The organism is Fusibacter sp. JL298sf-3 (assembly GCF_053842995.1).
Window position 1 is genome coordinate 3,808,276 of sequence record NZ_CM132608.1, and the last position, 20,834, is coordinate 3,829,109.

The window sequence follows — 20,834 nt, forward strand, 5'->3', positions numbered from 1 at the left end:
TTCAATATTTAACTATAAATTTAATTAGGTCAGGAGTTGACAATTGATTGATTATTTCGTTAATTTTACATCTGTGAAAACGAAAAGCGTTCAACTTCTAGTAATAATGCTGCATGAGGGTTTGGACAAATTATTTGACCATACCCTTAAATAATTAATGGAGAGTCTGTATGTCATACCAACTTGTTATTGTAGAATCGCCTGCAAAGGCAAAAACGATAGAAAAATTTTTGGGAAAGAAATACAAAGTGATCGCATCGGTCGGACATGTCAGGGATTTGCCTAAGAGTACAATGGGCGTTGATATTGAAAACAACTTTGAACCCAAATACATCAACATTCGCGGGAAAGGCGATACGATTAAAGCGTTGAGAGCGGCTGCCAAAAAAGCCGACCGCGTTTTACTCGCAACTGACCCCGATAGAGAAGGGGAAGCAATTGCTTGGCACCTGTCGACACTTTTAAAGCTCGACCCCGAGGCCCCTTGCCGCGTGTTGTTTCATGAAATAACCAAGCAGTCGGTTGTCAGTGCTGTTAAGGCACCGCGCACCATCGATCTCAATCTGGTCGATGCGCAACAAGCGCGCCGAATATTGGACCGGCTTGTGGGGTATACCATCAGTCCGATTCTTTGGCGCAAAGTGAAGAAGGGGCTGAGTGCCGGCCGTGTTCAATCGGTAGCAACTAAACTGATTTGTCAGCGCGAACGCGAAATTATCGCCTTCCAACCAGAAGAATACTGGAAAATCGCTGCGACGACAAAACTTGAGCGACTCAATGAGAAAATTGACCTCGATTTTTTTGGAGATAAAAAAGGAAAAATTGTCTTGCCTTCTCAGCAAGATGTTGATAAAATACTTGCTGACATAAGTGGTGTAAACGGTGTCGTCACACGCGTAGAGAAAAAGAAAAAGTTTCGAAACCCGCCACTGCCTTTTATTACGAGTTCTTTGCAGCAAGAAGCGTCTAATCGATTCAGTTACAGCACGAAGAAGACGATGATGATTGCTCAGCAGCTCTACGAAGGGATTCAAATCAAGGGCAAAGGCACTGTCGGTCTCATTACCTACATGAGAACGGATTCTACGCGTATTTCTGAAGTGGCGAAAGAGGGCGTGCGACACTATATTGAAGAAACCCTCGGTAAAGAGTGGCTTGGAGGCGCTTCTAAAAAAGAGAAAAAGTCTAAGAACGCACAGGACGCCCACGAGGCCATTCGTCCGACCTACGTCGAATTGACGCCGGAGTCGATTGAAGCGGCGCTTAGCAAAGACCAGTTTAAACTCTACAGTTTGATTTGGGCGCGCTTTGTGGCAAGCCAAATGGCCAGTGCAACTTTTGAAAGTATTTCGGTAGATGTGGATGCCAATGGGTATATCTTTAGAACCAACGGCAACAAATTGGATTTCGAAGGGTTCTTGCGCATATACGCCTACAGCAAATCCGCTGATAAGATCATACCGGAACTCTTTGAAGGGGATGTTTTGGAGTTTACTGCTCTCGAACCGACACAACACTTTACCCAACCGCCTTCGCGTTATTCTGAGGCGTCGTTTGTAAAAGAAATGGAAGACCTCGGTATCGGCAGACCGAGTACGTATGTGCCGACAATTGCAACGATTTTAAGCCGTGGGTATGTTGAAAAAGAGAAAAAACTTCTCAAGCCAACAGAACTCGGGTTTATTATAGATGAAATTATGAACGATTATTTTGACAGCATCGTGGACGTGGACTTTACGGCGGCGATGGAAGAAAAATTTGATGAAATTGAAGAGGGCAATCGCTTTTGGAAAACTTCTATCTCAGAGTTCTACGAGCCGTTTAAGGCGATGGTAGAAAAGGCAGATGAAGCTATAGAGAAGGTTGATTTAACTGAAGAAACGGACATTCCCTGCGAGAAATGCGGGAATATGATGTTGATTCGACACGGTCGATACGGTAAGTTTTTAGCGTGTTCGAACTACCCAGAGTGCAACAACACGAAACCGATTCTGAAAAAACTCGGCATCAAGTGTCCCGATTGTGAGAACGGTGAAATCGTCGAACGCAAGACGAAGAAGCTCAAAGTATTTTACGGGTGTTCCGAGTTCCCCGATTGTCGATTTGTCTCTTGGGATGAGCCGATAGATGAAAAGTGTCCGAAATGTGGTAGTATTTTGACCCACAAGAAAACGAAGAAAAAAGAATTCATCAAGTGCCATAACGCATCTTGTGATTATAAGGAAGAAAAATAGGAGGAATTGAAGTTGGAAAGTAATATTTTGATGAAAATGCGTAAGCTGAACAGAATTCTACAGACATCAGGCGCAACACAACTTTCTTTTAAAGATTTGTGCTTTACCATGATGAATATATTGGATTCAAATGTCTATGTGGTGAGCAAAAAAGGCAAAATCTTGGGGTCGAGTCTTTACGACCACGAAGACAGTGCCGTTGTTCAAGCAGACGGCGAAGAGCAGTTCTTTACTTTTGAAGAACAGCAAAAGCTATTAAAAATTAACGAGACGCAATTTAACGTTACAGAGGACAAACTGCTCGAATTTTTCGGAAACGATATTCAAAGTTACAGCAAGTTTGCTACAATTATTCCGATTATCGGCAACGCTCAACGCCTCGGAACTTTTATCATCGCCAGAAGAGAAAGTTGCTATCAGGAAGACGATTTAATTTTAGCAGAGTATGCGGCGACAATTATCGGTCTTGAAATCATTCGCGCCAAGAGCGAAGAACACGAAGAAGATGTGAGAAAGAAAGCCATCGTTCAAATGGCGGTGAGCACCCTCTCTTACTCGGAATTTGAAGCCATTGTTCACATCTTTGATGAACTCAACGGCGAGGAAGGGCTTTTGGTTGCCAGTAAAATCGCAGACAAAGCAGGCATTACGCGTTCGGTTATCGTCAACGCCCTCAGAAAGTTTGAAAGCGCCGGCGTTATTGAAACCCGTTCGTTAGGAATGAAGGGAACGCACATCAAAATTCTCAACGAAAAGTTAATGGAAGAACTCGAGCGCATTAAGTAACAATGCATCTTTCATTAATATAACTTTAATTATATAGTTATATAGACTCAGATGACAAATGCTTAATAGTCCCGTACACTGTAGTGTACGGGACTATTTTATCATTATTCCAATAAAAGCTTTATTTTATACAACCTATAGTATAAAATATACTATGTTGAGTGTAAAAGTAATAGATATAGGGTATAAGAAACATGGCATTGTGTGCCGATAGACCTTATAAACATAGAGAGTTAAACGGAGGGGGCGTTATGAGCTTTTTTAATTCGATTAATATTAGTGCAACCGGACTGACAGCAGAGAGGCTACGCATGGACCTCATTTCGGAGAACATCGCAAATGCCAATACGACGCGAACGCCAGGGGGCGGTCCATACAGAAGAAAAGTTGCCATCTTTAGAACACAAGAGGGCAATTCGTTTGAAACGGTTTTAAATGCTGCGAAAGGCGCCGGAATTTCCGGTAATGGCGTTGAAGTTGCCGGTATCGCAGAGGACCAAAGCGCATTTAAGAAAGAATACAACCCGTCGCACCCGGATGCAGACGCCGAGGGGTATGTCAGCCTTCCGAATGTAGAAGTAGTGAATGAAATGATTAACATGATCTCAGCGTCTAGAGCGTATGAAGCCAATGTGACGTCTGTCAATACGACAAAAGCCATGGCGATGAAGGCCCTTGAAATTGGAAAATAATAAACAGACGATGAGGTGTTCTAATGAATGAAGTGTTAAATCGCATTAAAGAAAAAGTATCAGGATTTTACAAAGGTCTTAATAAAAACAAAAAAATAATGCTCATTTTGGGCATCGTGGCGTCTGTTCTGCTTGTTACGTTCGGACTGCTCCGTTTGACACGTCCTGTTTATGTCCCAATTGCACAAGGTTTAACACCGGTCGAAGCTCAAGCTGTAACCTCTAAACTCGATGAATTGGGCATCTCTTGGGAGAGTTCAGCCAACACATCGGTGGTTATGGTAAAAGAAGGGGATGCCTCTAGAGCGCGGATGCAAATTGCAGCCGATATGGCAGTGGCCAATTTTAGTTGGACAGATGTATTCGGTAGCGAATCCATTACCATGACATCCCAAACGAGAGAACAAATGTATATTCAGGCGACCAAGTCGGACTTGGAAGCTTCTATTAAAACACTGGATTCCGTCAACGACGCCAAAGTCATTTTGATGATTCCGAAAGAGAGCAACTATTTCATCAAAGATGAAATCAAGTCGAAGGCGTCTGTCGTCTTGTCTTTAAAAAACGGCTACACGCTTTCAGAAGATCAAGTGAACGGTATCGTCAATTTGGTCGCCAGTTCTGTAAAGGATCTGACACAAGAGAACATTACAATTCTCGATACGGCGACAGGGGTACAGCTCAATAACCCAAACAACGAGTCCGGCGGTTTTACGGCCAATACTCAGTACGATCTTCAGTACAGAGTTCAACAGCAAATGCAACTGGATTTAACGGCATTTCTCGAGAAGATATACGGTCCGGGCAACGTAGAGGTGCAGCCTAATATCGTTCTCGACTTTAATAAAGAATCTGAAACGCAAAAGATTTTCAGCCCGCCTATTGAAGGTGAAGTCACCGGTATGGCGAGAAGCATCACGACGATTAAAGAAAATGTCGTGAACGGCAATACGGCAACAGGCGCACCGGGTACGGATTCCAACACTGGGGAAGCCACAAACTTCGTCGAAGGCGATGACACCGGCTCAAGCTATGAAAAAGCCAGTGAAACGCTCAACTATGAACTCAATGAAATCAAGCGTGAACTGGTTAAATCCCAAGGGGATATTAAAGAAATGTCCATTGGAATCTTGGTTAACTCAAAAGTACTCGTCGACGAGACGATGACAGAAGAAACGAAAAATCAGCTCGTCGATTTAATAGCTCAATCGGCGGGAACGCAGACGGAAAATATCACGGTAATGGTGAGTTCATTTGCGGATCCAATGGCACTCTACGACGTGTATTCAACAGATGCAGCCAAGGGCACGTTGTTTGGCATTCCAGTCTTTGCACTGGTACTCGCAGTCTTCGTTACTTTAGCGGTGATTTTAGCTATCGTTCTCCTGAGCAAGCGTAAGAAGGATCGTGCACAAGCAGAAGCTGAAGCGGTTGCCAGAGAAGAAGAGGAAGACAGACTTAGAGAAAAAGCGGAACTCGATGCCATTGAATCTGCTGAAGACGATAAAGGCAGTCCTAAATACCACATTGAGATATTTGTCGACAAAAATCCGGAAGCAGCTGCCACGCTCTTACGTGCATGGCTCAATGACCAATAGGAGGAATCATGGCTACAAAAAAAGGCAAAATGTCTGGAAAAACCAAAGCGGCGATTTTGCTCATCGCCCTTGGTCCCGAACGGTCGGCGCTGTTGTTTAACCACATGCACGATGACGAGATAGAAGAACTGACGCTTGAAATTGCCAATGTCAATCGCATCACCCCTGAAGAGCGCGCCGAAGTGCTTGAGGAGTTTTACCAAGTGTGCTTGGCACAAGAGTTTATTTCTGAAGGCGGAATCAATTATGCCAAAGAAGTGCTCGAGAAGGCGATGGGCTCTCAAAAAGCACTTGAAATTATCAACAAGCTGACATCTTCTCTGCAAGTCAAACCGTTTGACTTCGTCAAAAAGACAGATGCCAACCAGTTGCTTAACTTTATACAAAACGAACACCCTCAGACCCTTGCACTTATTCTGTCGTATCTCAATTCGACACAGGCGGCGCAAGTGCTTTCTGCTCTACCACAGGAGAAGCAGGCCGACGTCGCACAGCGTATTGCCACTATGGAAAGTACCTCGCCGGAGGTTATCAAGGAAGTGGAAATGGTCTTGGAGCGAAAGCTGTCTTCAATGGTAACGCAAGATTACTCTGCTACAGGGGGGATTCAGTGTATTGTCGATATCCTCAATTCTGTGGACAGGGGAACAGAGAAATACATCCTCGAAACGCTGGAAATTCAGAATGCGGAACTCGTGGAAGAAATCAGAAAGAAAATGTTCGTATTCGAAGATATTGTCAACTTGGACAGCGTCGGTATTCAGCGTTTTATCCGAGAGGTGGACAACACGGAACTCGCCGTTGCGCTTAAAGGTGCTACTGACGAGGTGAAGGAAATGATCTTTGCCAATATGTCCAAACGTATGGCGGAAATGCTCAGAGAAGATATGGACTTCATGGGACCTGTGCGTTTGCGCGATGTTGAAGAAGCGCAGCAGAAGATTGTCAATATCATTAGAAAGCTCGAAGATGCTAATGAAATCATCATAGCAAGAGGCGGAGGAGATGAACTCATTGTCTAAGATATTCAAATCGTCCAGGGTCGTTTTAGACGACAAGACTTTTGTACTCGCATCTAAAGACCCGGTGCCACCGGTAGTGGAAAGTCCGCCTGTCGATGCCATCGATGCTATTGAAGATGCGAGAGAGCAGGTGACGCAGCTTCTCGAAGATGCCGATCGAGAGGCCGATGAAAAAATAAAAAATGCGCATAAGAGCAGCGAGGCCATTATCGCAGACGCCTATGATAAGGCGAAGGAGATTATGGCTTCCGCACGAGACGATGGCTACAAGGATGGGTACAACCAAGGGTATGAAGAAGGGCGTGTAGAAAGCGGCGGCATCATCGACGAAGCCCTCTCTATAAAAGACCAGTGGTTGGCAGAGAAAGCGCGTGTCGTAGAAGATGCTGAACGCGATGTCATAGAACTCGTCTTAGACACCGTTGAGCGCATTTTAGAAACGCGTCTGGAAGAGGACCCCACTGTCGTGGAAACCCTTATCCGTAAGGGTCTCGAGCGGATTACCAAAACGGAGAAGCTCACGGTGCGCGTCTCGACAGAAGATTACAATCAGGCGGTTGCCGTTCGACCGATGATTCAATCCATGTGCGACAAAATCGACGACATTGAAATCATTCGAGACCCGGTACTGACCAACGGCAGTTGTGTTATCGACGGCGATTCAGGAACCGTTGACAGCGGCATCTGGACGCAGTTTGAACAGGTTAAGACAATGTTTTTAAATATGCTTCAAAGCGAAGAGGCGATGGATGAATTTTGATAAATACCAAAAACGGATTCATACGGCCAACTTAATAAAACTTATGGGGCGGGTGTCTAAAATCATCGGTCTCATGATTGAGTCGAGCGGTCCAGCAGTTGAAATCGGAGAAGTTTGCGATATTTATCCGATTAAAGACGGACCGCCTTTACTCGGTGAAGTGGTGGGGTTTAACCAAGACAAGGTGTTGCTTATGCCACTGGGCGATATGACGGGCGTCGGTCCGGGCAGTCGCGTCGTGGCGAAAGGACATGCCCTTGAAGTCGAAGTGAGCACCGACTTGCTGGGGAGGGTTCTAGACGGACTGGGGAACCCCATAGACGATCAGTACAAACCGGCACCTCAAGACCGGTATCCGGCGAACAACGACCCGCCAAATCCCCTTTACCGAGACAAGATAGACAAGCCGTTGCAACTGGGGATTCGCGCCATCGACGGTCTCTTAACCTGTGGTCAAGGACAGCGTATGGGCATTTTTGCAGGTTCCGGCGTCGGTAAGAGTACCCTTCTCGGGATGATTGCCAAGTACACCCGCGCGGACATTAACGTCATTGCGCTGGTAGGCGAGCGTGGTCGAGAGGTGCGCGAATTTATTGAAAACGAACTGGGTGAAGAGGGGCTCAAACGCTCCGTAGTCGTTGTAGCTACTTCGGACAAACCGGCGCTCGTCCGCGTTAAGGCGGCACTTATCGCCACTTCCATTGCGGAGTACTTCAGAGACCTCGGTAAAAACGTCATTTTGATGATGGATTCCGTTACCCGATTTTCTATGGCCCAACGTGAAATAGGGCTCGCCATTGGAGAGCCTCCGGTTACCAGAGGGTATACGCCTTCGGTATTTTCGGTTTTACCGCGATTGCTCGAACGCGCGGGAAACTCTTCTGAAGGTTCTATAACCGGGCTTTATACGGTACTCGTAGACGGCGATGATTTCAATGAACCGATTTCAGATGCCGTAAGGGGGATTCTAGACGGTCACATTATGTTGTCGAGACATATGGCGGCGCTCGGGCATTATCCGGCAATAGACATCTTGGAGAGTACGAGCCGCGTTATGCCGAATATTGTCGACCAAGAACACATCGACGCATCCATACGGTTTAAAGAAGTCTTTGCGACATATAAAAATGCAGAGGACTTAATTAACATTGGGGCTTATGCCAAGGGCAGCAACCCGTTAATAGACCGCTCAATTGATAAAATAGACGCGTTCAATACCTTTCTAAAGCAGAGGACGCATGAGTTCTCCAGCTATGATGAAACCGTAGAAAAACTCAAGGAAATTTCCTTATGAAGAAGTTTAAATTTCGATATGAAAGTTTATTGAAGATGCGCATTGAGCGCGAAGATGCTGTAAAGCACGAACTCGCAGATCTCTTTGCTGAAAAGAAAGCGCGTGAAGAAACGCTCGTAGCGCTCAACGACCGCGCACAGAGTTATGATCTGTGGATACAAGAGGCGTTAGAGAGTGGCAATGCCGCTGTAGACAGACACGCTTTTTTCGACGGCAAGCAGTTCTACAAGCAAAAAAAACAAGCACTGACGCAGGAGATACAGCGCGTCGATGAGCGCATAGAAGCGACCAGAGAGGCTTTGGCAGAAGCGATGAAAGAGCGCAAAGTGATGGAAAAGTTAAAAGAAAAGGCCCACCGTGCGTTTGTAGAAGCGGTAAATGCCGCAGAAGTCAAGGTCATAGAAGAAATTGTAAACTACAACAATACGAAAAAAAATGGAGAGGATTATGGCAGATAATCAGAAGGCGGAACAATCGAAAGAAGGCAAGAAAAAATCGGGCGGTTGTTTGATTGTACTTTTGGCATTTTTTTTGACGCCGATTCTCGTACTGGTGTCGATTTACTTTTTAAACGAGGATTTTAAGCTCAATGTCAACAGCGTTATGTCCAATGTACCGGGTTTTGTCGGTAATTTTTTTGAGAAATTTCCGACGAAGGAAGAGCAGCAGGCGCAAATTCGAATGATTTCCGAAAACTTGATTAAGCTCGACAACGAGCGTGCAGTAGACAAGCTTTTGGTGTTGAAAAGCGAAGATGCCGGGATTTATGACAAGGTCATTGAAGATATGCTGAGACTGAATCCCAATAAGACGCGCCAAGTCCTCGAAGCCATACGTTCTTCAACAATTAGCGACAGTGTTTTAAGCAATACGGTCAAACGTATTGAAGACGAAACCAATCAGGCCTATACCGACCAAGCGAAGGTCATCGAGGGGATGGCGCTTGACAGCGCTATTGAAGAGGTGCATAAAATCGTCGATGCGAGTATCAACGGGTACGATCAAATGGCGCAAATTATGGAGCAAATGAATGTCGATGCCGCTAAAAACATCCTGTATAAATTAGATGCTGTCGACCGGGATAAAATATTCTCGTACATGTCGACAGAACAAAAGACGGCGATTAAAAACAGTCATAACGCCATGGTGGACAGAGAAGACGAGCTGATTCAACTGGCAAAGGTGTACCAATCGGAACCTGCGGAAAACTTAGCTGAAACACTGGGCAATACGACGACGTATACATTGGATGAGCTCGCTATCGTCTACAAAAATCTCGGTGCTAAAAAAGCGGGTGAGGTTCTCTCCAAAGTTGGGGATGAACAGTTGGTTCTCGACATCGTTTCGCGTATTAAGGGCAATGAAATCGCAGGCAAAGGCAGTGATAATTTAACGCCGGATATATTGAAATCCCTTAAGATTTACAAAGAATTTGACGATAACATTAAAGAGTTGAACGGCGTATATTCCAAAATGCCGAATGATAAAGTGGTCGAAGTCATTAAAGATATGATGCTAAACGCATCGCCGTCTGAAGTATACGACCTCGATAACGGCGATCTCATTACTTTATCCGACGAAGATCTGGTCATAGCGATTTTGAGATCCTTCCCGGAAAAGAAACTCAGTGAGATTTTGACGCTATTGGACAAGACGCTGTCAACTGAACTTACAAGGCAACTTGCGTTGCCTGAAAATTAAGGAGGTGTCAATGAATCAGGTCAGTTGGATTGATAAGCCAGCACTGGACAATTCAACGCTTCTGAAAAAAAGCGACAATCGACCAAAAGGCTCTTTCGCCGAGGTGCTCAATGTCAAAAAGAGTGCCGAAAAGCCGAAAGAAGCACAGACGCCGGTCAAGGTGGAAAAGAAAGACGTAGAGAAGTCAGAGACGCAGAAGCGCCAGGCGAAGACAGAGACAGAAGCAACGACGAAGGTGAAGAGCGCTAAACCCGAAGCTGTCGATAAGACAGAAAAACTCACCCCTGAAGCTCTAGAAGCTTTAAAGGAAAAGTTGCTCAAGAAAACGGGGCTCAGCGAAGAGCAACTGATGTATTTGCTGGATGCGCTACAAATTGACCTTCAGTCGCCGGAGTCTTTGAAATTGTTGACAGAAGACCCCGTTCTCATGGCGGCACTTGAAAACTTTGTGAGTGCGTCAATCGATTTTTCCCTCGAACAAGTGGGAACTGATGAGGCCGTAGAGGAAAGTGTCGACACGGTGTTTAAAGCTTTTGTAGACGTCTACGCAGATGTGTCTAAAGCGCCGCCTGAGACGAAAGCGTCGACGCCGGTGGATGCCGAAGTGTTTGTCGAAATGATGCAGGAAGTGTTGAAAGAAGTAAAAGTAAAACCCGATGAGGTGACGAGGGCTGTGCCGGAGAAGGCATCTGTTTCAACCGAGCCCCTTCAATCGATGGTTAAAGAAGACGGTGTGAAAGTCGATGCCAAGACGATTTTAGAAGCCCCTAAGTTGGTAAACAGCGGTGGTGAAAAAATGCAAGCTAAAGGCGAGCAGACGACGAAAGTCACCGTAGACGAGAACGCAGCGGCAGCTAAAAGCGATGTTGCGACGACGTTCCAGCAGTTGCTGACCAAGCAGCCGGTTGGCGTTATCGCCGGAAAAGAAGCTGTGGCCATGCCGAAAGACCCAGTGGTACAACAAGTAGTGGAATGGATGAAAGGTCCGATTCGAATCTCAGAAGCGGGGACGACGATGAAAATGACGTTGAAGCCGGATACTTTAGGTGAGGTCGAGTTGAAGCTCAACTTGCACAAGGGGACGGTACTCGCGGAGATTAAGGTCGAAAACGAAATGGTCAAGGCGGCTATAGAAGCGAACCTCGATCAACTGAAGCACAATTTGTCCAACAAAGGGTATCAAGTTGGTCAAATGAGCGTTTCAGTCGATTTGACCAACAAGGAACAGGCCGAGTCACACACCCATGGCGAAAGTGGGCGTCAGTCTCAGCAAAAGCCTTTTGACTTAGAAGAAATTGTCGAAGAGGGCGTGGTTATGACGCAGGCTTCAGAAAGCGGCCTCGGGTCACATATTGACTTTGCAGGATAGGAGGTAGAGATGTCATTTCCAATTAAGGGGTCTTTTACCGAAGACCAAATTAAGTATCTCGACGCGGTGTCACAAGACAGCGTCAACAATCAAAAACGTAAATCACAGGTGCTCGATAAAGACGCGTTCTTAAAGTTAATGCTGACACAGCTTCAACATCAGAACCCGCTGGAGCCTCTGGACAACTCCGAGCAGATTGCTCAAATGGCACAGTTTTCATCAGTGGAGCAGTTGGCAAACATCGCGACTTACCAAGAACAGAGTCTCCAAATGAACGCTTTGATATCGGCACAACTCGATGAGCTGAAAGAAGTGATTGCCCCTTCTGAAGAAGACGGTGAAGCGGGTGAAGACGGCGAAGATAAAGTCGGAACCGATCAGATGATTTTAGAAGAACTCGTCAAGCTCAATAAAATGCTGGAAACGTATTTTGCAGGTGATGGCGATAAAGGCGATGTCGAAGCGGCCATGAAAGCGCTCTTGTCCTCTTAAAAGGAGTTTACAATGAGTCCTATTAAAAACATGAACACAGAATATGTGTTAAACCGATCGAAAATACAACATCAGAAAGCACCAAACAAAGCTTCTCAAAAGACGCCGTCGTTTGATGCGGTACTGAATAGGATTCAGACGCAGGATGCGGTTAAATTTTCTAAGCACGCGTTGCAGCGGCTGAACAACAGGGAAGTTGCACTTTCTGATCAGGAAGTGGCACGGTTGAACGAAGGGGTACACAAAGCCAAGCGCAAAGGTGTACGCGAAGCGCTGATTATGATGGACAATAAAGTGTTTGTCGCCAGCGTATGCAACAACACGATTATCACTGCGGCTGTGGACGAACAGCTTAAGGAAGGTGTATTTACGAATATAGATGGTGCCGTAATCGTATAGCTGGACCTTTTGAGGAAGCTAAGGCTCTCTGACTGACAGATGAGAGCGCGGCCCATATACGGGAGGTTAATGAACTATGATGAGATCAATGTACTCTGGTGTGTCTTCTCTTAGAGCGCATCAGTTGAGAATGGACGTTATCGGCAACAATATTGCCAACGTCAATACTGTCGGCTATAAAGCGTCACGTGTGACGTTTGCAGAAACGTTTAGCCAGATGCTTCAAGGCGCGAGTTCCTCGTCGGCTGCCAGAGGGGGAACGAACCCGATGCAAGTCGGCCTCGGAACAACCGTGTCTTCCATTGCCGTGAACCATACGCGTGGATCAATTGAAAGAACCAATGTTGCAACGGATTTGATGATCGACGGCAACGGGTTCTTTATGGTGACCAACGACGCCAGTGCACAAAACAAATTCTACACGAGAGCCGGCAACTTCCAGATGGACGAACAGGGCTTTCTCGTTACAACAGACGGTCTAAAGGTACTGGACAGCAATTTCAAACCGATTCAAGTCAATATGTCGGATACAGTTAAAGCACAGCAGACGCATCACATGGTGTTAAACGGCAATCTCAGATTCGAGGACACGAGTTATAATACCACAGTTGACCTGTACGATTCTTTGGGGTCCGTACACACCATTAACGTCAAGTTTGATGAGAACATGACGGCAAACAAAGCGCCGGATCCACTGGACCCTAAGTTTATTGCTGACCCAGCATTGACCAGCTTAAATTATTCTTATAGACCGATGGCTATTACGGATGCTTCTGGCAACAACATCGCCTTTGATGCAGGTGGTGCACCGCTTACGAACATCTTTGCGAAACTCAATGAGTCCGGTGAAATCGTAGACCTCGTCACTCTGGCAGACCCTGCCGACCCAACGTCAGCAGAGACGCCGGTTACAGGGGCTACTGTGAGCATGGCGGTGCCCGGTGCTTCTAACATCACTGTACCGCTGGATCGGTCGATTTTCTTTGCTAATGGCGATGTCAACGACAGCCGAATCTTTTCACAGTATTCACAAGAGTCGGACGCAAAAGGCGTTCAACTCGGCGGTGTTTCCGCTGGAACCATTGACACGTTCAACATTTCGTCTAAAGGTGAAATCGTAGGGATTTTTACAAATGGCGAGCGAAAAGTACTCACCACCATCGGCCTCGTGGATTTTGACAACCCGCCGGGCTTGATGAAAGTGGGCAACAACCTGTTCCAAGATACGCCGAACTCGGGGACGCCGAAGTACGGTACGCCTGCAGCAGGTAGTTTTGGCGCTATAGCAGCGGGTGCTCTTGAAATGAGTAATGTGGATATCGCACAGCAGTTTACAGATATGATAACCACTCAAAGAGGCTTCCAGGCGAATTCTAGGGTCATTACCACAAGTGATGAAATCCTTCAAGAGCTCGTCAACATGAAGCGTTAATAAGTCGGTCGGCGACTAAGGGCAGTTTACAGTCGCATCAATTTTGGGGGGCGAGGGGGTCCTCGCCCATCCCATCAGCTTAATTTGGAGTCGTAGATGATAAAAGTGACGCGATTAAACGGCGATTTGATCTATATCAATGACATACTTATTGAATTTATTGAAGAAACACCTGATACGATGATTACCTTGACAACCGGTAAGAAAATTATTGTTAAGGAAAACACGGAAGTGGTTATAAATAAGATAATTGAGTATCAGAGACAGCTGAACAATCATACTCGATAAGAAGACAAGGCGTACTAAATTTAATCAAACGAGGTGTTTATTTTGGATATTACAACGATTATAGGTATTGTTCTGGGATTCGTTCTCGTAGCATGGGCAATCTTAACAGACAGTGATTTGGGCAGCTACATCAATGTGCCCTCGCTTATCATTGTTGTGGGAGGGATGTTCTCTGGCTATTTGGTCGGCTATCCTTTGAAAGACGTTTTAAATGTCGGAAAAGTTTTCGGCAAGACCATGAAGAACAACGAACTGGATGTCAATCAAATCATCACAAAAATCATAGAACTCGCCAATGTCGCCAGACGCGAGGGGCTTTTGGCACTTGAAGAAGCGGTTTCAGAAATTAAAGACGACTTTCTTCAAAAGGGCGTTATGCTCATCGTAGACGGTACAGATCCGGAACTGGTTAAGAACATTATGGAGACAGAAGTCGAGAACTTGCAAGACCGCCATGCCAAGAATCGATCGATGATCGATATGATGGGCTCACTTTGCCCGGCGTTCGGGATGGTCGGTACACTGGTCGGTCTCGTAGCCATGCTCCAGAGCTTGGATGACCCGTCGGCAATCGGTCCTAAAATGGCCGTTGCCTTACTGACGACGTTCTACGGGTCGCTGTTTGCCAACCTCATCTTTATACCGATGGTGAACAAACTCAGTTTAAAGAGCAATGAGGAAGTGCTGGTGAGAAGTGTTATGATTGAAGGCCTGTTGTCTATTCAAGCCGGTGAAAACCCTCGTATTATAGAAGAAAAGCTCAAAGTGTTCTTACCACCTTCCGTAAGGGCAACTGTCGGCACACAGGAGGCGAATTCAGACAATGGCTAAAAAACAGCAGGAATGTAAAAAGGGTGCACCGGAGTGGATGAATACGTATGGGGACATGGTAACCTTGCTCATGTGTTTCTTTGTTTTGCTGTTTGCTTTTTCATCGATAGATGCTCAAAAGTTTGAAGCTGTTATGAAGTCCTTTCAAGGTTCAGCTGGTGTTCTGTCCGGCGGTAAATCGCTGTCGGAAGCGCCGATGGTCTTTGACGCCATGCCTGAAAACCAGACGTCTAACAACGAAGTCATCGAGCAAAACCAACTGGAAAATCTAAAGGAAAAGTTGGAAGAGTACCTCAATGAAAACGACATGGAGTCCGAGGTGACGCTGGAACTTGAAAGCAAAGGTCTCATTATCCGATTTAAGGACAATGTGTTGTTCGACCCCGGTCGCGCCACCATCAAGCCCGCATCGATGGACATTATCGATTTTCTCGGAGATTTGCTAATGTCTGAAGAACTGGTCGATGAGGAAATTCGCGTAGAAGGGCATACGGACAATGTGCCGAACATTTCGGCGCTCTATCCGACGAACTGGGAACTTTCAACAGGGCGTGCCACTAATGTCGTCAAGTACTTTGTTGAAGAAATCGGCATGACGCCGATGCGTATATCGGCGGCGGGGTACAGTGAGTACCGGCCGATTGATACCAACGATACAGCAGCGGGCAGGGCAGCCAACAGACGCGTCGATATCGTCGTCATCAAGAAAGAGCAGGCTGTCGACAGTGAGACAAACGAATAAGCAGGAGGCATTGAATGAATAAGAAGCTAATTATTATAATCGCGGCAGTTCTTCTACTTGTCGTCGTCGGCGTTGTCGTCGTAGTAGTTGTACTCGGCGGCGAACCGAAAGAAGAACCCATCGTCTATTACGAGTTCGCATTGGAAGAGGAATACTCAAATCTAGCCGATGTGGAGAACCCCAAAATCGTTAAATACCTCGTTACCATCGAGTATACCAATACAGAGATAGAAGCAGAGCTTACGACGAACAAAACACAAATACGCAACAACATCGACGAAATCATGCGTATGACGAATTCTGAAGATTTGTCAAAGCCAAATGGCAAACAGCGTCTGCGCGAGCGCATTCGAGATATGGTTATAGAAGTCCTCGAAAGTGACGAAGACGTGATTTCCAATATTTATATACAGCCTTTTGTCATTCAGGGCTAAAACCGTGTTATCAGAAAAGGAGGTGAGGTCATGGCTGATGTAATGTCTCAAAATGAGATAGATGATCTACTGGCCGCGCTGAGTACCGGTGAAGTCGATGTGAAAGACATCGAAGAGGAGAAGAAAGAGAAAAAAGTACGCAAGTACGATTTTAGCCGTCCCGATAAATTTGCAAAAGATCAGCTGAGGACCTTAGAAATCATTCACGAAAACTACTCGAGACTGATGAACAACTTCCTTTCCGGCTATTTGAGGACGTATATTGAGGTCGATGTTATTTCGGTTCAAAGTTTGATTTATACGGAGTTTAGCAACTCCATAGCCAACCCGGCTATTTTAGGTATTGTGGATTTCTCCCCGTTTGAGGGTCAGATTATCGTCGATGTATCTTCCGATATCGCTTATGCAATGATCGAGAGGGTCTTGGGCGGCACCAACAACAAAGGGGCGGCGACTAAAGAAACTCGGTCGCTGACAGAAATTGAAATGACCCTTTTGAGAAGTATTTTAATTAAGTTTATCAACTTGCTCAAAGAGCCGTGGGGCAATATCGTCGAACTTAGACCGAAACTCGAAAACATAGAGACGAACTCTCAGTTCGCTCAAATTGTATCCCCTGCTGAATCGGTTGCACTGATTACGTTTAGCATACACATCGGTGAAATCGAAGGGATGATCAATCTCTGTATACCGCATTTTGTCATCGAGCCCATTCTACCGAGTTTGAGTTCGAGACTTTGGTTTGCCACCAGCAACAAGCGCGAAGCCACACAAGATGAACGCAGCGCGCTTGAAGTCGGACTCGGGCTCAGCAAAATCGACTTGTCCGCCGTTGTCGGACAGTCTTTGATATCGGTATCGGAGTTGCTCAATCTGCAAAGAGGCGATATCATATTGCTCGACAAATCGGTGGAAGACGATTTCGATATTTTCGTCGAAAACAAGTTGAAATACAAAGCAAAACCGGGCGTCAAGAAAAAAAATGTCGCCGTTATGATCACTGAAGTTGTAGAGGGAGGAGAGGATTCTGATGACTGATATGTTGTCTCAAGAAGAAATAGATGCTTTGCTAGGTGGAGGTCCCTCGACAAGCACAAGTGAAGCCGAGAAATTAACAGATGAAGAAGCCGATGCCATAGGCGAAATCGGCAATATAAGCATGGGAACCGCGGCGACGACGTTGTTTACGCTGCTCAATAAAAAAGTAACCATTACCACGCCTCAAGTGTCTGAAACGACCATGGAGGGACTCGCTGAGGAGTTTGTCGACCCATCGGTTCTCATCAACATTACGTACCGCGTCGGTATTGAAGGTGTCAACTTTTTGATTTTGCATGAAAAAGATGTTAAAATTATAACTGATTTAATGATGGGTGGCGATGGTACAAATGTATCAGGAGAGTTAAATGATCTTCATCTGAGTGCCATAAGTGAAGCCATGAATCAAATGATCGGTTCATCGTCGACATCTCTTTCGGAAATGCTGGGTAAAAAGATTGATATTTCACCACCAGAAGCGTACAACGACCGCATTTCTGAACTCGATTACACGCAGTTTGGCGTCACAGCAACTGACAAAGTCGTCAAAATTGCGTTTAGAATGACTGTCGGCGATTTAATTGACAGTGAGATTATGCAAGTTCTGCCGCTTCAAGTGGCGAAACAGATGGTATCCACAATCGTATCGGGTTCAAAAGAACAGATGGACAAACCGGTTGAGTCGGCGCCGGCACCAGCACCAGAGGCAAAAGCCCCTGCTGGAGAAAGCGCACGAGCACCGCAACAAACCTACGAAGAAGAGACTCGGCGACCGAACGTCACAAGCGAAAAAGTCAATGCCGTTCCTCTAGAATTTGAAACTTTTGATAGTAATTCCGCCCAAATGTATTATAATAATGATATAGGCCTTATTAGGGATGTACCATTGGAAATCACCGTTGAACTCGGCAGGACGAGTAAAAAAATCAACGAAGTATTGGATTTTGGCGTAGGTACTGTTTTAGAGTTGGAACGCTTGGTAGGCGAGCCACTGGATATACTGGCCAACGGCAAGCGCATCGCAAAAGGTGAGGTCGTGGTTGTGGACGAAAACTATGGTATCAGAATCACGGATATCGTTATTCCTAAAAAAATGAGAGAAGTGTAATAAGGAGGAACATAATGGCAAACACAGTTTTAGTTGTTGATGACGCAGCTTTTATGAGAATGATGATTAAGGACGTTTTAACGAAGAACGGTTACGACGTTGTCGGCGAGGCGGAAAACGGTCAAAAGGCGATTGAAAAATACAAAGAGCTCAAGCCGGAACTCGTCATAATGGATATTACAATGCCCGAAGTGGACGGTATTCAAGCCGTTAAAGAGATCAAAGCCTTTGATCCTGATTCTAAAGTGATTATGTGTTCGGCAATGGGGCAGCAGGCGATGGTTATCGAATCTATTCAAGCCGGTGCAAGAGACTTTATTGTTAAGCCGTTCCAAGCGGATCGCGTAATCGAAGCGGTTAAAAAAGTATTGGGCTAGGTGAAAATAGATGACTATTTTCACCGCCCTTATAGGCAATGAAAGTCAAACAGATAATATGTGGTTTACAATAAAATACCTTGTTGTAGCCACTTTATTTTTATTACTCTTATGGCGTTTGTCCAAGTGGCTCATCCGCCGAAACGGCTTTAAGCCAACGCGAATCGTTAAAGTGCATCAAACGACGCCGTTTACACAGGGCAAGTGGGTCACTATTATGGAAATCGACGGTGTGTTCTACATAGTCGCATCTGACAAGAACGGTATGGTGTTGCTTGACAAGAGGGAGACGCTCGATTTGACGATTGCCGAAGACGAAGGTGAAAAGCGATTTACGGAGTTGTTTAAAAAGCAACTGGTCAATCAACAAATAAAGCGCGGGGATAATCAAAATGAACATGAAGACGAGCAGTAAGATTTTAGTGCTGGCTCTGGTGCTTATGATGGGGCAACTCCTCTTTGTACAGCAGGGGGCCTTTGCTGCGACAATAGACGTACCAGATATCAACATATCCATCGATACACCTGAGGGAGAAGTTCCCGTGGCAACAAGTATACAAGTCCTGTTACTTTTGACGGTGTTGACACTTGCACCGTCGATTCTAATTATGATGACGTGTTTTGCCAGATTCATTATCGTTTTGGGGTTCGTTAGACGTGCGCTGTCACTTCAGTCGACGCCGCCGAATCAAGTGCTGATTGGCCTAGCGCTCTTCTTGACTTTTTTCGTAATGGCACCGGTGTTCAGTGAGGCTTACAACGAGGCCTATGTGCCCTTACAAGAGGGAACAATTAGTGTCGAGGAGGCCATAGACGAGGGCTCGGCGCCTTTTAAAGCGTTTATGCTCAAGCACGTGCGCTCTAAGGACTTGGCGCTGTTCCTGAATATCGCAGATATTGACAGCATAGGCTCTGAAAGCGATATTCCCATGCGCGTCGTCGTTCCTGCTTTTATTATCAGTGAACTGAAACTCAGCTTCGAAATCGGCTTTTTAATATTTGTCCCCTTTATTGTCGTCGACATGATTGTCGCGTCGACACTGATGGCACTGGGGATGATGATGTTGCCGCCGGTAATGATCTCATTGCCGATTAAGTTGCTTTTATTTATTATGTTGGACGGCTGGCATCTCATTGTCGAAAAATTAATACTCAGTATTAGGTAACGGGGGGACGTAAAATGACTGAAGGGATGATTATCGATCTTTTCACAGAAGCCATAAAGGTCATATTGATGTTAGCTGCCCCAATGCTGCTAAGCGGTTTGCTTATCGGCCTTCTCATAGCGATTTTTCAAGCCACAACGCAAATACAAGAGGCGACGTTAGCTTTTGTGCCCAAAATCGTTGTGGTTTTTTTGGTGCTCATACTGACGGGAAGCTGGATTATCAATTCTTTGGTGGCTTTTTCAACAGAAGTCATCAACATGATTGATTTGCTGATTTATTAGGGAGCAGTTAAATGGTGAGCATACCGTTTTTACAATTGATTTTAATAGGGGCGCGCATAGGGGGAACGATTGTTACAGCGCCGATTTTCGGCAGTCGAAATTTTCCTGTTCAGCTTAAAATCGCGTTGACGTTTTTTTTATCGCTCATTGTGTACCCACTGATTCAAACCACTGTGCGCATTGACCCTACCACATTTTTGGATTTTGGCTTTTACTTGATTAACGAACTTGTGATTGGCCTATTTATCGGGCTTATCTTGACGGTGTTTTTCAATTTCATCTACTTGGCAGGCGGTATTATCGATAGAGAAATAGGTTTCGCCATGGTCAACGTGGTGAGTCCCATGGACGAATCTGAAATGCCGATTTCGTCAAACTTGTTTTATGTGTTTTGTATTTTGATTTTTTTGCAGTTGAACTTGCACCATCAATTGATTACGGGAATTGTCGTTTCTTTTTCTGAAATTCCCATTGGCTCGGGGTTTCTGTCAGTCAACGGGACTTCGGTGCTCTTAGATGTTTTCGTTATGTCATTTATCGTTGGCTTTAAAATTGCATCGCCTTTTGTGATTATTATTTTAATTGCCAACATTATTTTAGGGCTGCTCGCCAAAGCGATGCCGGGGATGAATGTGTTTATTTTGGGCTTGCCGTTTAAGATTTTCTTCGGTTTGCTCCTGTTTATCGTCATCATGCCTTATTTTTATCAGGCGTTTGCCAACGCCCTCAAGGGGAGTTTTTATTACATTGAGCTGTTCTTTGAGTTGTTTTAAGGAAGGCGCGTAAC

At 45.4% G+C, this 20,834-nt stretch carries 24 protein-coding genes; all 24 read left to right on the forward strand.

The genetic code is table 11. The features are described 5' to 3' along the window. Positions 1–170 precede the first annotated feature (170 nt). The 24 genes from topA (at position 171) to fliR (ending at position 20,820) form a co-directional block, all read left to right on the forward strand. Complete coding sequence (topA, locus tag ACR6HW_RS18130; RefSeq protein ID WP_455729085.1) at positions 171–2,234, forward strand: type I DNA topoisomerase; 2,064 nt, start codon at positions 171–173, stop codon at positions 2,232–2,234. A gap of 30 nt (positions 2,235–2,264) precedes the next feature. Continuing rightward, positions 2,265–3,020 carry a GTP-sensing pleiotropic transcriptional regulator CodY gene (gene codY / locus ACR6HW_RS18135; RefSeq protein WP_455730912.1) on the forward strand — a complete coding sequence of 252 codons (756 nt, stop codon included), beginning with the start codon at positions 2,265–2,267 and terminating at the stop codon, positions 3,018–3,020. Positions 3,021–3,271: 251 nt separating this feature from the next. Beyond that, positions 3,272–3,712 (forward strand): flagellar basal body rod protein FlgC, encoded by a 441-nt coding sequence (gene flgC / locus ACR6HW_RS18140; RefSeq protein WP_455729086.1) that lies wholly within the window; start codon positions 3,272–3,274, stop codon positions 3,710–3,712. A 23-nt stretch (positions 3,713–3,735) separates the two neighbouring features. Further along, positions 3,736–5,310 carry a flagellar basal-body MS-ring/collar protein FliF gene (fliF, locus tag ACR6HW_RS18145; RefSeq protein WP_455729087.1) on the forward strand — a complete coding sequence of 525 codons (1,575 nt, stop codon included), beginning with the start codon at positions 3,736–3,738 and terminating at the stop codon, positions 5,308–5,310. A gap of 8 nt (positions 5,311–5,318) precedes the next feature. After that, positions 5,319–6,332: a flagellar motor switch protein FliG gene (fliG, locus tag ACR6HW_RS18150; RefSeq protein ID WP_455729088.1), complete on the forward strand. Its 1,014-nt coding sequence runs from the start codon at positions 5,319–5,321 to the stop codon at positions 6,330–6,332. Next, the gene (locus ACR6HW_RS18155; RefSeq protein ID WP_455729089.1) at positions 6,325–7,092 is read left to right on the forward strand and encodes a FliH/SctL family protein; all 768 of its coding nucleotides are present in this window, start codon (positions 6,325–6,327) and stop codon (positions 7,090–7,092) included. The genes fliG and ACR6HW_RS18155 overlap by 8 nt, the downstream gene beginning before the upstream one ends. Further along, entirely contained in the window at positions 7,082–8,386 is a 1,305-nt protein-coding gene (gene fliI, locus ACR6HW_RS18160) for a flagellar protein export ATPase FliI (RefSeq protein ID WP_455729090.1), read from the forward strand. The genes ACR6HW_RS18155 and fliI overlap by 11 nt, the downstream gene beginning before the upstream one ends. After that, positions 8,383–8,844 carry a flagellar export protein FliJ gene (fliJ, locus tag ACR6HW_RS18165; protein ID WP_455729091.1) on the forward strand — a complete coding sequence of 154 codons (462 nt, stop codon included), beginning with the start codon at positions 8,383–8,385 and terminating at the stop codon, positions 8,842–8,844. The genes fliI and fliJ overlap by 4 nt, the downstream gene beginning before the upstream one ends. Next, positions 8,834–10,087: a hypothetical protein gene (locus tag ACR6HW_RS18170; protein ID WP_455729092.1), complete on the forward strand. Its 1,254-nt coding sequence runs from the start codon at positions 8,834–8,836 to the stop codon at positions 10,085–10,087. Before fliJ ends, ACR6HW_RS18170 begins: the two co-directional genes overlap by 11 nt. Positions 10,088–10,097: 10 nt before the next feature. After that, positions 10,098–11,456 carry a flagellar hook-length control protein FliK gene (locus tag ACR6HW_RS18175; protein ID WP_455729093.1) on the forward strand — a complete coding sequence of 453 codons (1,359 nt, stop codon included), beginning with the start codon at positions 10,098–10,100 and terminating at the stop codon, positions 11,454–11,456. A 9-nt stretch (positions 11,457–11,465) separates the two neighbouring features. Then, a complete protein-coding gene (locus ACR6HW_RS18180; protein ID WP_455729094.1) occupies positions 11,466–11,948 on the forward strand; it encodes a flagellar hook assembly protein FlgD in 483 nt (160 codons plus the stop codon). A gap of 12 nt (positions 11,949–11,960) precedes the next feature. Continuing rightward, positions 11,961–12,347: a TIGR02530 family flagellar biosynthesis protein gene (locus ACR6HW_RS18185; protein WP_455729095.1), complete on the forward strand. Its 387-nt coding sequence runs from the start codon at positions 11,961–11,963 to the stop codon at positions 12,345–12,347. 76 nt (positions 12,348–12,423) lie between these two features. Continuing rightward, on the forward strand, positions 12,424–13,779 hold the full coding sequence (locus tag ACR6HW_RS18190; protein WP_455729096.1) for a flagellar hook protein FlgE: 1,356 nt from the start codon (positions 12,424–12,426) through the stop codon (positions 13,777–13,779). 96 nt (positions 13,780–13,875) lie between these two features. Beyond that, on the forward strand, positions 13,876–14,067 hold the full coding sequence (locus ACR6HW_RS18195) for a flagellar FlbD family protein (protein ID WP_455729097.1): 192 nt from the start codon (positions 13,876–13,878) through the stop codon (positions 14,065–14,067). Positions 14,068–14,109: 42 nt separating this feature from the next. Further along, positions 14,110–14,898 (forward strand): motility protein A, encoded by a 789-nt coding sequence (locus ACR6HW_RS18200; protein ID WP_455729098.1) that lies wholly within the window; start codon positions 14,110–14,112, stop codon positions 14,896–14,898. Further along, a complete protein-coding gene (locus ACR6HW_RS18205; protein ID WP_455729099.1) occupies positions 14,891–15,640 on the forward strand; it encodes an OmpA/MotB family protein in 750 nt (249 codons plus the stop codon). The genes ACR6HW_RS18200 and ACR6HW_RS18205 overlap by 8 nt, the downstream gene beginning before the upstream one ends. A gap of 14 nt (positions 15,641–15,654) precedes the next feature. Then, on the forward strand, positions 15,655–16,074 hold the full coding sequence (locus ACR6HW_RS18210; RefSeq protein WP_455729100.1) for a flagellar basal body-associated FliL family protein: 420 nt from the start codon (positions 15,655–15,657) through the stop codon (positions 16,072–16,074). A 30-nt stretch (positions 16,075–16,104) separates the two neighbouring features. Next, positions 16,105–17,112, forward strand: coding sequence for a flagellar motor switch protein FliM (fliM, locus tag ACR6HW_RS18215; RefSeq protein ID WP_455729101.1), 1,008 nt, complete (start codon positions 16,105–16,107; stop codon positions 17,110–17,112). Further along, on the forward strand, positions 17,105–18,220 hold the full coding sequence (fliY, locus tag ACR6HW_RS18220; RefSeq protein WP_455729102.1) for a flagellar motor switch phosphatase FliY: 1,116 nt from the start codon (positions 17,105–17,107) through the stop codon (positions 18,218–18,220). Before fliM ends, fliY begins: the two co-directional genes overlap by 8 nt. A 14-nt stretch (positions 18,221–18,234) precedes the next feature. Continuing rightward, a complete protein-coding gene (locus ACR6HW_RS18225) occupies positions 18,235–18,597 on the forward strand; it encodes a response regulator (RefSeq protein ID WP_455729103.1) in 363 nt (120 codons plus the stop codon). A gap of 10 nt (positions 18,598–18,607) precedes the next feature. Beyond that, positions 18,608–19,012: a hypothetical protein gene (locus tag ACR6HW_RS18230; RefSeq protein WP_455729104.1), complete on the forward strand. Its 405-nt coding sequence runs from the start codon at positions 18,608–18,610 to the stop codon at positions 19,010–19,012. Then, a complete protein-coding gene (gene fliP / locus ACR6HW_RS18235) occupies positions 18,990–19,763 on the forward strand; it encodes a flagellar type III secretion system pore protein FliP (RefSeq protein ID WP_455729105.1) in 774 nt (257 codons plus the stop codon). Before ACR6HW_RS18230 ends, fliP begins: the two co-directional genes overlap by 23 nt. Before the next feature lie 14 nt (positions 19,764–19,777). Then, positions 19,778–20,047 carry a flagellar biosynthesis protein FliQ gene (gene fliQ, locus ACR6HW_RS18240; RefSeq protein WP_455729106.1) on the forward strand — a complete coding sequence of 90 codons (270 nt, stop codon included), beginning with the start codon at positions 19,778–19,780 and terminating at the stop codon, positions 20,045–20,047. 11 nt (positions 20,048–20,058) lie between these two features. Further along, positions 20,059–20,820 carry a flagellar biosynthetic protein FliR gene (fliR, locus tag ACR6HW_RS18245; protein ID WP_455729107.1) on the forward strand — a complete coding sequence of 254 codons (762 nt, stop codon included), beginning with the start codon at positions 20,059–20,061 and terminating at the stop codon, positions 20,818–20,820. The last annotated feature ends 14 nt before the right edge of the window (positions 20,821–20,834 follow it).